The organism is Kamptonema formosum PCC 10802 (assembly GCF_000332335.1).
Lineage (GTDB): Bacteria > Cyanobacteriota > Cyanobacteriia > Cyanobacteriales > Oscillatoriaceae > Oscillatoria.
On record NZ_KB235948.1, the window covers coordinates 6,673,356 to 6,686,229 of the forward strand.

The 12,874-nt window shown below is 53.8% G+C and carries 16 protein-coding genes; 2 read left to right on the plus strand and 14 right to left on the minus strand.

Annotated features, from left to right (window positions below; translation table 11 throughout):
* Positions 1–659 (plus strand): hypothetical protein (locus OSC10802_RS42380; protein ID WP_044170224.1); only part of this gene is annotated, 659 nt, incomplete at its 5' end.
* A gap of 395 nt (positions 660–1,054) precedes the next feature.
* On the opposite strand, the gene OSC10802_RS44965 is transcribed toward OSC10802_RS42380, so the two are convergent.
* From OSC10802_RS44965 to OSC10802_RS0129440, 13 genes are all read right to left on the minus strand, one after another.
* Positions 1,055–1,489 (minus strand): hypothetical protein, encoded by a 435-nt coding sequence (locus OSC10802_RS44965; protein ID WP_155968566.1) that lies wholly within the window; start codon positions 1,487–1,489, stop codon positions 1,055–1,057.
* Between the two features lie 277 nt (positions 1,490–1,766).
* Complete coding sequence (locus tag OSC10802_RS51490; protein ID WP_155968568.1) at positions 1,767–1,928, minus strand: hypothetical protein; 162 nt, start codon at positions 1,926–1,928, stop codon at positions 1,767–1,769.
* Between the two features lie 527 nt (positions 1,929–2,455).
* On the minus strand, positions 2,456–4,159 hold the full coding sequence (locus OSC10802_RS0129390) for an ABC-ATPase domain-containing protein (RefSeq protein WP_017720360.1): 1,704 nt from the start codon (positions 4,157–4,159) through the stop codon (positions 2,456–2,458).
* A gap of 331 nt (positions 4,160–4,490) precedes the next feature.
* Positions 4,491–4,940: a protein tyrosine phosphatase family protein gene (locus tag OSC10802_RS0129395; RefSeq protein ID WP_232731780.1), complete on the minus strand. Its 450-nt coding sequence runs from the start codon at positions 4,938–4,940 to the stop codon at positions 4,491–4,493.
* A 66-nt stretch (positions 4,941–5,006) separates the two neighbouring features.
* Complete coding sequence (locus OSC10802_RS51495) at positions 5,007–5,177, minus strand: hypothetical protein (RefSeq protein WP_017720362.1); 171 nt, start codon at positions 5,175–5,177, stop codon at positions 5,007–5,009.
* A 397-nt stretch (positions 5,178–5,574) separates the two neighbouring features.
* Positions 5,575–6,669: a DJ-1/PfpI/YhbO family deglycase/protease gene (locus OSC10802_RS0129405; protein ID WP_017720363.1), complete on the minus strand. Its 1,095-nt coding sequence runs from the start codon at positions 6,667–6,669 to the stop codon at positions 5,575–5,577.
* Between the two features lie 476 nt (positions 6,670–7,145).
* Positions 7,146–7,610, minus strand: coding sequence for a hypothetical protein (locus tag OSC10802_RS42390; protein ID WP_017720364.1), 465 nt, complete (start codon positions 7,608–7,610; stop codon positions 7,146–7,148).
* 423 nt (positions 7,611–8,033) lie between these two features.
* The gene (locus OSC10802_RS0129415) at positions 8,034–8,585 is read right to left on the minus strand and encodes a DUF2231 domain-containing protein (protein ID WP_017720365.1); all 552 of its coding nucleotides are present in this window, start codon (positions 8,583–8,585) and stop codon (positions 8,034–8,036) included.
* A 476-nt stretch (positions 8,586–9,061) separates the two neighbouring features.
* Positions 9,062–9,334: a hypothetical protein gene (locus OSC10802_RS0129420; protein WP_017720366.1), complete on the minus strand. Its 273-nt coding sequence runs from the start codon at positions 9,332–9,334 to the stop codon at positions 9,062–9,064.
* A 34-nt stretch (positions 9,335–9,368) separates the two neighbouring features.
* The gene (locus OSC10802_RS42395; protein WP_017720367.1) at positions 9,369–9,899 is read right to left on the minus strand and encodes a DUF2267 domain-containing protein; all 531 of its coding nucleotides are present in this window, start codon (positions 9,897–9,899) and stop codon (positions 9,369–9,371) included.
* A gap of 224 nt (positions 9,900–10,123) precedes the next feature.
* The gene (locus OSC10802_RS46785) at positions 10,124–10,282 is read right to left on the minus strand and encodes a YqaE/Pmp3 family membrane protein (RefSeq protein ID WP_071593367.1); all 159 of its coding nucleotides are present in this window, start codon (positions 10,280–10,282) and stop codon (positions 10,124–10,126) included.
* 151 nt (positions 10,283–10,433) lie between these two features.
* Positions 10,434–10,940 carry a Dps family protein gene (locus OSC10802_RS0129435; protein WP_017720370.1) on the minus strand — a complete coding sequence of 169 codons (507 nt, stop codon included), beginning with the start codon at positions 10,938–10,940 and terminating at the stop codon, positions 10,434–10,436.
* Positions 10,941–11,077: 137 nt separating this feature from the next.
* Complete coding sequence (locus tag OSC10802_RS0129440) at positions 11,078–11,311, minus strand: hypothetical protein (protein ID WP_017720371.1); 234 nt, start codon at positions 11,309–11,311, stop codon at positions 11,078–11,080.
* A 645-nt stretch (positions 11,312–11,956) separates the two neighbouring features.
* Here OSC10802_RS0129440 and OSC10802_RS0129455 point away from each other — a divergent pair.
* Complete coding sequence (locus OSC10802_RS0129455; RefSeq protein ID WP_017720374.1) at positions 11,957–12,385, plus strand: response regulator; 429 nt, start codon at positions 11,957–11,959, stop codon at positions 12,383–12,385.
* On the opposite strand, the gene OSC10802_RS0129460 is transcribed toward OSC10802_RS0129455, so the two are convergent.
* Positions 12,360–12,776 carry a Na-translocating system protein MpsC family protein gene (locus OSC10802_RS0129460; protein WP_017720375.1) on the minus strand — a complete coding sequence of 139 codons (417 nt, stop codon included), beginning with the start codon at positions 12,774–12,776 and terminating at the stop codon, positions 12,360–12,362. The two genes, OSC10802_RS0129455 and OSC10802_RS0129460, sit on opposite strands and share 26 nt — an antisense overlap.
* Positions 12,777–12,874 lie beyond the last annotated feature (98 nt).

The window sequence follows — 12,874 nt, forward strand, 5'->3', positions numbered from 1 at the left end:
ACCGGCTCGGGATGCGTCCTTGGATCTGCGTAGCTTACAGCGCTCCGGTTGCTGCTGCCACCGCAGTGTTCCTGATCTACCCGATCGGTCAAGGTTCTTTCTCCGACGGTATGCCTCTGGGTATCAGCGGAACCTTCAACTTTATGTTGGTGTTCCAAGCTGAGCACAATATCCTGATGCACCCCTTCCACATGCTCGGTGTTGCCGGTGTCTTTGGCGGTAGCTTGTTCTCTGCCATGCACGGTTCTCTGGTGACTTCTTCTCTGGTTCGTGAAACCACTGAAACTGAATCTCAAAACTACGGTTACAAGTTCGGTCAAGAAGAAGAAACCTACAACATCGTTGCAGCTCACGGCTACTTCGGTCGCCTGATTTTCCAATACGCTTCCTTCAACAACAGCCGTTCCTTGCACTTCTTCTTGGGTGCTTGGCCGGTGGTCGGTATCTGGTTCACCGCTCTGGGTGTCTCCACGATGGCGTTCAACCTGAACGGTTTCAACTTCAACCAGTCGGTGATTGACAGCCAAGGTCGCGTTATCAATACTTGGGCTGATGTGATCAACCGCGCCAACCTGGGTATGGAAGTGATGCACGAGCGCAACGCTCACAACTTCCCCCTCGATTTGGCTTCTGTTGAAGCTCCCGCTATCAAGGGCTAATTCTTCCCCCGGTATGAGACCGGATAAATTCGGTCTCGACACCAACAAAAAGCGCTCCTCGAAAGGGGGCGCTTTTTTATTGTCTTAATTTGCACTGAATGTAGTGTTGAAATACTGGATTATAGCAGTATGCACTTAGGTTAGAACATTAGACCTTCAGGGGGGCGGGACGCCTGCCCTACGTCTATATAGCTATATAGCAGTAAGCATTTAGGAAACCTACATTCCGGCCTCCCTTGCTCCAGAGCTCCCGAAGCTTCTATTGTTCTAAGCAATATGACTGCTGCTATAAAATCGCCCTCAAATGAAACTTGCTTGGTGCGTTCCAAATGGCCATAAACCCGGTTTCTTTAAGAAACCGGGTTTGTTGACAATTAACCCCATCTGTTGCGCTCTCAACGATAGAACTGGGAAATTGGACCTCGGGATGCTTTGCTCGCTAGCCACAAGGATTGAATAGCGGCATTATAACCGGCTGTGTCTTTTTGCTGCCAGTATAGCACGGCGGCTTGCTGCAAATCTTTTACCGCTGACTGGCGCTGGCCCAGTTGAGTTCGCGCCTTTCCGCGCAGCAGATAGCCTTCCGCTAGCTCCGGATCGAGATCCAGGGCTCTGTTTGCCTGGAAGACGGCATTTTTATAATCTTTCACCGCAAAGGCGTTTCGCGCCAAGCTCACAAAGTCATCCGCTTCGACGGTCTCTGTCTCCACCTCTACCCGCACCTGCACCGGCTGCTTCTGGGTGGTTTGCGCGAATGCCGTCACCGGGGCTACACTCAGCGCTGCAGCGGCGATCCCTAAAATCGCTATGGTTCGGCGAATCCAGTTCATTTTCTTTCTCCTTCTCGTTTCAAACCGCTTCCGCCGGCTCTCTTTTATCCGGTTGAAAGCTGTTTTTTGTTCTCCTGACAAAAAGCTGAAAGCTTTATCCATCTTGTGTTTCAGCTGCGTTCCTTCCATCCCCAATCCCCAACCCAAAAGCTGTCTTGCGCTTCCGGGGATCGCTGAAAGCAAATGCTGCTTGTGCCATCAGCTCCCATCAAAATTTCCTCAATTCAGTCGCGCCCATTCTTCAGGCAATCAAATCTTACGGTGGGGGGCTATGGCCCTAGAGTCCGTCTTGCTGTCCTCCCGAATGCCCAGAAAGCGTCTGGCGTTCGTGCCGGTGTGAGTGCCGCCGGTCGGGAGAGTCGCGCTGCGGCCACCTGCCATCGCACCTCTCAGAATCATTATAGCACCGGCCTGTTTGCAGAACCTCTTCTAGATACATCCCTAACCTCCTTACGCTTGAGTCGCTGCTTGCTTTTCAAAGCGACCTATCGTTTCCTAAACCTCCTATGTTTTCTATTATGCAACAAAACAAGCCTTTTGCGCAACTGTGACCAGCTCTTTTGACGTGATAAATTTCGTGGCTCTGTGTGAGCGCTGCACTTGACTTTTTTCCCACTCCCTGCTAGCCTTCGGGGAGCTACTTTTTACAAGCTTGTTTACAACCTTGACAATTGAACCGTTTTGGTTATGCCGTCGCAGCGAAAGCCGGTGGGGAAAAAATGGCGGCCATTTTTTGTGAAGGAATGTAACAGCAGCGCAGGCTGGGCCCGACGTAGGACAGGCGTCCCGCCTGTCCCCACCGGTATCCCGACGTAGGACAGGCGTCCCGCCTGTCCCAAACACCTGAAAACAAGGAAAAAGGCTGCCGATTGGGCTAAAGCCCAACTACAAACATTTTCACGGAAAGACGTAGGACAGGCGTCCCGCCTGTCCCAAACACCTGAAAACGAGGAAAAATGGCACACTTCAAAGAACCTCAAGAGTGCGCAGGCGATTGATAGCAGCAGCCAGCTCAAACCGGCGAAACATGGCCAAATCGCCCTGGGGGAAGGGCGTCAGAATATCCAGCCCCCCGGACTCAATATCGGCCATCACGGCATCGAGAATCTCCGCCAGAGTGCGCCGGCTGTCCACATAGTGCTGCTTGGCGTAAACCATCGCTTCCGCTATCGCCCGCAACTGCCCCACATTGACAATCTGCCCCACCGCCGACAAGTCAATATCTTCCATTCCGAACACCACCATCACCACATCGCGCACCTTCAACTTGACGTGTCGCTGTCCCCGACTGGGGTTAATACTGTCCGGCACCGGCACGCGCCGGGGGATGCGCCCAAAGTGCTGCCCCCCTTCCGAAACCCGCCCCGTGCCGCACTCCCGGGCAATGGCCCGCGCGCGCTCTGTCACTTCCTGCGGCTGGAAATTCTCCATCGCAATCACCGTATCCGCCACATCGAAATAGTCACCGCTACCCCCCATCACCAGAATGGTCGAGACACCGGCATCCTGATAGAGCGGGCGCACTTTATCAATAAACGGCGAGATCGGTTCCTTCTCTTTAGCAACCAGCATCTGCATGCGCCGGTCGCGAATCATAAAATTTGTCGCTGCCGTGTCCTCATCGACCAGCAGCAAGCGAGCGCCCGCCTCCAGCGCCTCCATAATATTTGCGGCTTGCGACGTACTCCCGCTAGCATTCATCGTAGAAAACTCTGTCGCAGATCGCCCCTGCGGCAGATGGCGGACAAACGGTGAAATATCCACACCGGCAACCCCTCGCCCATCCTCAGCGCGAATCTTTACCGCCTCCTTTTGCGTCACCGCAAATTCCCGCCCATCTCCGGGAATGTGATTGTAAACCCCCAACTCAATCGCGCTCAGCAACGTAGATTTTCCGTGATAGCCGCCGCCCACAATTAAAGTCACCCCCGCCGGCACACCCATGCCGGTAATTAAACCCCGATTCGGGCAGGTAAATTCTACCTGCAGTGCCGGTGGGGATTGAAACGGCACAGCGTCTGGTGCCGGTCGCCAATCCACGCCGGTGCGCCGGGGTAAAATCGCCCCATCGGCAATAAACGCCACCAGCCCTCGCGCCGGCAGCATTTGCCGCAGCCAGTCGGCATCTTCCACCGTTTCCACGTGGCGCTGAATTTCCGCAGCGTTGAGCCGGCTGTATTTGAGAGATTTCTCAACAATTTGCGGGATATCATCGCAGAGCAATTGAGCCGCTTGTCGCCCCAAAATGCGCCGCCCATCAGCCGGCAGCCCAGCGACAAAGCGCACCTCGACAAATTCATCATTAATGAATGCAGATGTCCGTTCGAGAACTTCCTGACCGAGCTGTGCGATTGCAATTAAGCCGCTGTTGCCGGTGCCGCGCCGGCTGGCGGAGTCCCGCGCCGCGCGGTCGAACTGGCGAGTCAGGTAATCGAGCAGCGCGATTTCCCGGCTGCGCGAGCGATACAGATCGCGCGGGGTGCCGGCGACACTCTGCGGCAAAAGCACCCGCAACTTGCTGGGGGCGGCGTAGGGATCTCCCTGCACATAATCGACAATCAGCGTGAACTCAGGAAATTGGTAGGTTTCCTGAATGTCTTTGTAGGCTTTGTAGCCGCGACTGTCGAGTTGCAGCAGCCGGTTGCGCAGGCTCTCTGAGTTGGCAGTCATAAGTAGATGGACTAAATAAACAGCAAGGAAGTCGTATCGCAACAGCGCTCCTGCGGCGTTCTGTGCTTCCTACCAACCCCAAGATTAAGCGATCTCATCCCTGACTGCCAACCTGGAGAGCCGGTGTTGCGTTCTTCTTATCGGCCTGCCCCTGCGGCTAGCCGGCCCGAATTTCGCTGCCACCGCCCTCCCTGGAAGCCGGTTTCTGGTATTATAGCGGTTTTCATTTGGATGAAATACGCCCTTTGAAACCCGGTTTCTTCAAGAAACCGGGTTTCTCAGCAACTCACTAATATGAAAACCGCTATGATTTAATCGGCGAGCCTGTATTTTAGTGAGCGGCAACGTACTGTTCAAAGAACTCCTTCATTTGGGGATTCGCACAGTTGAATCCGAGTTGATGCGCCCGCTCAAACACTTGCTCTGCCCTCATTCCCTGGCGGGTTGCCACATTCATAAATGCCATCGCACCGGCACGCATGCCACTGGCGCAGTGGATGAGAGCCGGTTTCGGGAGCAGGTCAATTTGCTGCAAGACTGTGCCGGTCAGTTCATCATTGATTTCGCTGGTCTTGACGGGAATATGGACATACTGCAAGCCCAGAGCTTCAGCAAGCGGTCCCTCGTCGCTGAGAAATCCCTCCTCATCAGGCGAGCGGAGGTTGAGCACTGATTTGTAGCCTTCCTCAGCGGCTTGCTGCAACTGCTCTGGCGTCAGTTGTCCCGCTACGGTTAGCTGCTCGTTAATCTTCTTGACGTTTTCCACGATCGATCCTTTCATGTGAGTGGGCATAAAGGGAGCATCCCGCTCCATGCATGCTCTGCCGAAATCAATGCGATAGTGATTTCAGCAGGCGGCAGGAGAAGAATATTTTTGGCCAGCACCAATCCCGGCAACGGGATTGAAACAAGCCGCACCGGCACGTCGCCCCAGATCGAAGCGGCGGAAGCGCAGGACCTGCAGCCAATCGCCCCCCGCTGCCAGGAAGGGCGGCGCACCCCCTTTTGGGTTTGTCATTTATTCATTATATGCCTGTACTGTTATATAAGTGGATAAAAGCTGGTAGGGTGCGTTCCCCCCTGGGGGGGTAACGCTACTTTTGCGTGCTGGCGCAACGCACCCTGCTTTTGCGTCCCGGCGCAGGACAGTTGAGAGATCTAGCGATAGCCACTAAGGTTAGGACATTCGAGCTTGAGGTTGGAGGGAACGCTTACCCCACACCTGTCATAGTAATATAAGGCGTAGGACAGACGTCCTGCCAGTTTTTTTGTCCTAATCTAAGTGAATAATGCTATAGCCCTCTTTTGTCAAACAAGGGTGAAAGCCGGATCTGTCGTTGCCTGAAATAGCGCAAATTCGTCAAATTGCCCCAACGTGACAGAAGAGGGATAGACCGGCACCGGATGGGCTGGGCTCAGGCGACACCGGCACCGGTGGTTGGCTGAGCCGGCAGAGGCATTTGAAAGCCCAGGCGCTCCCGGTAGAGATCGGCCAAGCGCCGCTCGTACTGCGCCAGATCCTGTTCAATTTCGCTGAAAATCGCCGCAGAGGCGAGATCGGTGTGCATCACGCGCAGGTGGAAAGAATCCACCGCGCCGGTCTGGATATCGCCCAGCGCCCGCCGCAGGATCTCCATATCATCGCTCGGCTGGAACAAACTCATCAGCGAGCCATAAGCGCCCGCCGCCGCTGCCGGCAAAGAAATCGCCGCGCCCAAGTTCCGCAGCCGCTCCTCCAGAAGCTGAGCGTGACGCTGCTTGGCTTCGCAAATGTCGAACAGCAGCAAGCGCAGCGCCAAATCGTGGGCGCGGCGCGCGTACTGCTCAAACTCTTGCAGCGTGTAGCGCTCGCCGGCAAGCGCCTGGTTGAGACCGTCGATAATCTCGCTCTGCGTAGAGCCGCCCCAAGCTTGCGCCAGCCGCCACCATTCCGCCGTGCGATCGCTCTCATCGGGCAGTGACACCCCAGGAACACTCAGTCCCAAGCGTTTGAGGATGGCCGCTGTGAAAATCGCCACATCTGACGGCTGTCGCGAGGTGATCAGATCGCCGTCAATCACCACCGGCTGATCGATATACTGCGCGCCGGCATTTTCCATATCCTTGCGGACAGATACAAAGCCGGTGGCGCGCTTGCCTTTCAGCGAGTCCGTTTCAATCAGCAACTGGGGTCCGTGACAGATAGCAGCCACCAGTTTGCCCAGCTGCAAAGCGTGGCGGACAAATTCCACCGTATTGCGGTTGCACCGCATCATATCCGGAGCCGTACCGCCTGGGACAATCACAGCATCAAAATCCCCAGCACGCGCTTCCGCCGTCGTTCCGTCCGGTCGAATAGAAACTTTCCCCTGCTTCCCCCGGTACTCCTCATTCATGCGAGAGCCGAGCACAGTGACTTTCGCGGCAGCTTGACGCAGCGCCGTATAAGGGACTTGAAACTCGAAATCCTCAAAACCGTTTTCGACTAGGATAGCAACTCGTTTCGGTGCCGGTGGCAAATTTGTTACCATTTGATTTCCTCCTTGCTTTTCCAGCTGAACGCGCCGGTTTCTCTCACAGGTGGTTTACAAAGAAAACATGAACAAGCCAGAAAACGGGGCAGTTTCCGTGTCGGTAGCCGCCTACAGACGCCTGCCATTACATATCAGCCCCGTTGAAAAAAATCCAAACCTTATGCTGTTTATCTGCTCTTTGTTTGAAGCTATATAAGCCGTTAGGCTTTTAACCTACTTTTCCCTTGAAAGCAGGCAGAGCCGACCGAGGGCGTTCCCAGGCAGCAGTTTTCAGTTGCGTGAAGTAGGTTCCAGAAACCCGGTTTCTTAAAGAAACCGGGTTTTTCAGTCCCTCACGAATATGAAAAACGCCCTTATCTCCCCTGATTCCGAAATCAGCCAGCGCCAATCAGGAGGCATATCCTCCTGACTGGCATCTCCTGCAAAGCAGCAACACACCGCAACCTATGGAATATCAGGGCGACAGGAACGCATTAGTACACAAAAACTGAACCATTTTTCTCAACACTTAAGACGTTTTTGTCAGCCCCTAAATCCGTCGTTTGATTGAACGTTACCTGTAAAACACCGGGACGCGCAACATAGGGCTGAGCCTGTAGCAACCCGCCCCTCGGACGCTGGAAGGTGAGGTTTACCGGCGCTTTTAGGTCGAGCAGCGTCACCTGAGAGTGGCCCGGCAGGGTGCGCGGTTTGGTATCCCCAATCACCTGATAGATAATCGGGTCGCCAGTGTCATTCCTCAGTTTGATATCCAGCTGGCCCGCCACCGGCTCGATGCGGGCCAAAGGGGAGTTTTGCTGCTCTGGCAGCGGTATTGTTCTGGCCAGCTGGTGGGCAAAGCCGGCCAGGGGAATGGCTGGGATTGCCACAAGCAAGCTGCCACAAATAGCTCCTACTAACCCAGCCTTTGTTTGCCAGACCTTCTTGAGGTAATTCATACTATCTAGCTCCGGATTCAAAATTGGTTAGCGAGGGCAGTTGAGAGGGGAGGAATTATAGCGGATCTCAGTTGAATGAAGTTCGCCCCAGAACCCCGGTTTCTTAAAGAAACCGGGGCTCTCAGTTTCTCACTAATATGAGATCCGCTATCTACCACTTTTAGGAAATGTTGCCCCAGAGGTTGCTAGCGAGCCTCCTTTTAAAAGGGGCTGCGGCAGAGCAACGGTTTGAGCGACAAAAAATTGGTATTAGGGAAGGAGGGACTGCCGGTGAAAAGGCAAAAAGTAAGAAGCTTTTTTTGCCTCCGCACCCAACCCCAGAAGGGATATCTGTATCCCAACACTTTCCTTGACGCACCTTCAGGACGGCGGTTCCCTGCGGAAAACCGGAATTCCTGCGGGCGATTCCTCACCCCTAACTTTTCAACCCGATTGGTATGGACTGTCGCCACTCGGACCAATGACGCCAATTTTGTGCCGGAAAGTCAGCTCTCCGCCAAGCCAGCCGCTAATACCCAGCAGCGTCCCAACGATGGCAGAAATCGTCAAACCCCAGGGCAATATCGCCGTGGCTGGATCTCCCAGCCGCATCAGGAAGTTGATTGAACTCAGCACCATAACTAGGACATTGGCGGCCATGTGGAGCCAGCCAGCGCTGCGGTCGCGAACTCTTTTAATTTTCAGGAAGTCCATAAAGCCGCTGATCGCCGCCAAGACGCCGGTGAGCAAGCCAACGCCAATCAGCCAAACCGAGCCTCTCGCCCAGAAAGGGTCTTTTGTCAGCCAGTAGCCGATATCGCTTCCCAGCGCTCCGGTGAGAAAGGCGATCGGGAAAAGGACGATAGCGGGATGGAGGGGGTGCCCGACGATCGCGACTTTACTGGGGATGCCGGTGTCGCGATACTCTTTCTCATCCGTTTCAATCACGGGTGGGATATTGGGGTAGGGAACTGTATTTTTATCTTTCGTCTCCATAATTTATACCTGTCAAAATTTGCTGGGGCCAAAATGAAAAGTGGCAGCGCCCTACAGGAGGGATACAGGAGGTGAGCGAGAAAGCCGGTTGCCGTTTGTAGTTGGGCATTAGCCCAAAGTTTGTAGTTGGGCATTAGCCCAAAGTTTGTAGTTGGGCATTAGCCCAAAGTTTGTAGTTGGGCATTAGCCCAAAGTTTGTAGTTGGGCATTAGCCCAAAGTTTGTAGTTGGGCATTAGCCCAAAGTTTGTAGTTGGGCATTAGCCCAAAGTTTGTAGTTGGGCTTTAGCCCAAAGTTTGTAGTTGGGCTTTAGCCCACCGTTTGTAGTTGGGCATTAGCCCACCGTTTGTAGTTGGGCTAATGCCTCACAGGACAGCGGTTTCCGCTGTCAGGACAGGGGGGAGCCGCCGGCAGTCCGGCTGTTGCGCTTCGCCATTTCCCGCTCCTTTCTCCCCGGCGGGAAATTGCCGAATGAGCCTACCACCAAACCCGATTGCCGTGTTCGTCCATCCGAGCTTGCCTGATGACGTCAGAGATTTCCTCAGCATCCTTCACATGGTGGAGAGCTTTCTTTTCTCCGTCGGGATATTCCACAATGAAGTAAGTCGGGACTTTCAGGTGGTCGCCGGTGATATCGGGAGCGTCCACCGCCAGCTGTTTCGCCTTTTCTTCGATGCTTTGCGGTTCATCGGCAATCCGGTCGCCCGGATTGGCGGTGCGTTTCGTTTTGTTTTCTTCGCTGTCGCTCATACAACCTCCTCCAGGTTGACTCCCGCAATAATCCTTAGCCAAAGCTCTCTGCTAATGGCTTATTAAGCGATTTTGATTCCTCCCACATTCGCCTAATTTCTCCCGGCAAAAATCTGCCAATTTCCTGAATGGTTCCCGGAGACAGCTCGTCTTTAGTTGCGGAAAACACCGCCTTAATGACTGCTTCGGGAGCGGCTCGGCTGGCCAACCCGGCTTTTTGGCGAATCCGAGACGAAATATCCGGTTCCTTCTGGTAGGCCGGTCGGAGCCGGCGGAAGAAACGAACCAAGGGATTAGTATCTTCCCACAAAGAAGCTATCTCATTGTGAGGCGGTTTGCCATCCGCCTGCAGCGTTACTTCCTGCAGTTCGCCAGCCACCCGATCGGACGCCTCCAACGGTATCAGCTCCCGCATCGTGCGGAACACCGCAAGGGCAATCTCCCGGGCGTCGGAGATATCCTCCAGCTCACCGGCAACCCTGACTTTTTCCAAAAACGGCATGTTTTTGGGGGCAGTCGGGACAGCCGGCCCTTGGCGTTGAGAGTTATAAAAATTCGCTTCCATTTTTGTCTCAGTGATTGAAATTTATTAGTGCCAGCAACTCCTGGCTTTCATTCGGAATGCTAAAGTTAGAAACTTCTGGAAAAAAATTAGTAAACACACCGGGGTAAAAAACCGGGTTTTTCGTGCTGTATCGCTCACAGTTCCGTCTGGAGAGAACAGCCAACCCGGTTTCTGGCAGCCCTCACTGTTTCTTTACAAACAGTCTCTAAGAACCGGCCTGTAAATTATCGTTTAGCGATAATCCAGACGGCATGAACAATTCCTGGGATGTAGCCCAGAAGAGTCAAGAGGATATTTATCCAAAAGTCCTTGCCCAAGCCCACCTGCAAGAACACGCCCAGAGGCGGAAGAAAAATGGCGGCAATGATGCGGACAAGATCCATAAAATTCTCCTTTCCAAATAAATAGCCTCATCATAACATGCCGGGCAGCCTCGACTGGGTGTCTTACCGGGATGCAAAGAAGCTGCAATTGTCCTGGGCCTTTGCGCCCCCGCGCCCCCGCGCCCCCACTCCCCGCAAAGGAAGCCGCAGGCTAGCCGGCAAGCATGCTGCGGAGCATCCAGGCGGTTTTCTCGTGGACTTGCATCCTTTCGGTGAGCAGGTTGAGGGTGGGCTCGTCTTCCGAGCGCTCCACCACCGGCACCATCGAGCGGGCGGTGCGGACCACCGCTTCGTGTCCCTCCACCAGCTGGCGAATCATGTTCTCTGCTGAGGGGACACCCTCGGTTTCTGGAATCACGCTCAGGCTGGAAAATTCCCGGTAGCTTCCTGGCGCGGGAAGCCCCAAAGCGCGGATGCGCTCGGCTATTTCATCTACAGCCGCAGCCAGTTCTGTATATTGCGCCTCAAAGAGCTGGTGCAGGGATGAAAACAGCGGTCCCGTAACGTTCCAGTGGAAATTATGAGTTTTTAAATAAAGAGTGTAAGTATCGGCTAGCACTCGCGACAAGCCGGCAGCAATTTCTTGGCGACTCTCGGCGTCGATACCGATGTTAATCTCTAAATTTGTCTCAGGGTTAATCCCCAGATTGACATGCATAACCTCACCTCCGATGCTTCTGTAGAGCTTGGCTGTATAAATTTTGATTGGCTGTTGATTGGCTGTGTTCGGCCCTCGAACCCGTGCCAACTGCCGTCCAGCGCCTTGAGCGCCCCCACCCGCAGGAAAGACGAGCCTCAGGCTATTTTCATCAAACTGATTAAGCCCAGAACAGCCACTGAGGCCATCAAAGCCATGACTGCAAAACCAATGAGGCCGTAGGCAGACAGTCCCAGTAAATCGAACAGAAAAACGCCGACCGCCGAACCCCAAACCCCTAAAGCCAGGTTGCCGGCCAGCCCGATTTCTTGGCTCTTAAAAAAATGATTTCCTAGCCAGCCAGGAGTCCGATGGTGAGCAGTGGTGTTCATGGGTGGGTTTACCTTTTCACGCAGTTTTGGGGAGCAGGGGGAGTTTTGAAGACAGCAGCAATTCGTTTGGGGGTTGGGCAGTTCCGGGTGAGCAGAGCGTGGGACTATAACTCTGCCCGCAAGTCAAGTAGAATGACTGTGGGGCGGAGCGTGAATCGCAACTTCTTCTCTCCTGTGACAACTGGTCTATTTACCATTCAAATCCAAAACCACAAGGCCGGTATCCCCCTGTAGGTGGAAGTGGCCGGCACTCACTCTCAAAATCAACTCATCCTGCAGACAGAGGCTTCTTGCGGCAGTTTTTCGCCGCGCCGCGCGAAAATATTTTTTAAAAAAGATACTTTTTTGTTAGTACAGTGTACTGCTAAATTGGAGGGTGAAAGGCGACAGACATCAAGTCAAACGCTGTTTTTAAGCTTTCTTTAAGTATGTGAAGTTTAGGTAAAGTGCTAAGATTGCTCCAAGGAGCTCGGACTGTCTCTCGCGCAGCGCCGGCTGGAAGGCCAGCGAGAGGACTCAGAGCGACTTGTGGTGGAACGAGCCAGTCTGTTGCCAGTGCCTGTCAAGCCGCGTGCAGAATGCCTCGTCCCCAGTTTTGTTCCCCAAATAAGTCATCCAAAGTCGATCGCCTTTCTTCAAAAAAATATGCTTTTGGAATCAACCGACAGCGCCGGCTCCCCTTCTGTGACAAAACCCCCCTTAGTTTTGGCAGTGGATGACAGTGAAGACAACTTGGGGCTGATAGGCCAAATTATTGAGCTGTTAGGCTGCTCATTCATGGGTGCCTCAGATGGCCAGACAGCTCTAGCTTTGGCAAAGCAGTCCCAGCCGGCTCTGGTACTGCTGGACATCTGCATGCCAGAGGTAGACGGCATAGAAGTTGTGCGCCGCCTCAAAAAAGACCCGCAGACCGCGAATATTCCCGTCGTTGCCGTCACAGGATTGGCCAAAGGAGAAGACCGCGACCGCATTCTCGCCGCCGGCTGTGCTGACTGCATCACCAAGCCTTTTGTTCTGGAAAACCTAGAAGCAACCCTCTGCCGGCACCTCAATCTTCAGCCGTTTCTCTTCTAACCGGCTCGCCAGACGAGGGAGGGCGAACTTGCGGCGGAGCGGCCAACAAAACGATAGTGCCAGTCCGACCGGTCTCTAATTTGGCATGAGTCAGCACGTCGATCACAGGAGTTTCCAGAATTTCTTCAATCAGGGCCTTAATTTTCGGCTCAATGAGCTGCTGAAGCTCGTCGCGAAACCGCTCCGCCAATTCCTCCTGACCGCTCTCAGCCAGAAGCAGTTCAGCTTTTGTGATAGAATTCTCTAGAACAACGGTAACTTTTTCCTCAACAAGCCGGCAGTCTATTTTGCTTGGCTGATGCCCAATTTCGCTGCGGTAGAGAGCCCCGAGGCGCTGCGAAATAGTGCGCTCTAACTGTCCGCGCGTAGGAAGTGATTTTTCTCCAGTCATACGCTTTACTGCATGGTAAATGCTTTAAAATTGGAACTAACTGCCTTAAGAAACCCGGTTTCTTTAAGAAACCGGGTTTCTGGAAGAAGGAAAATAGC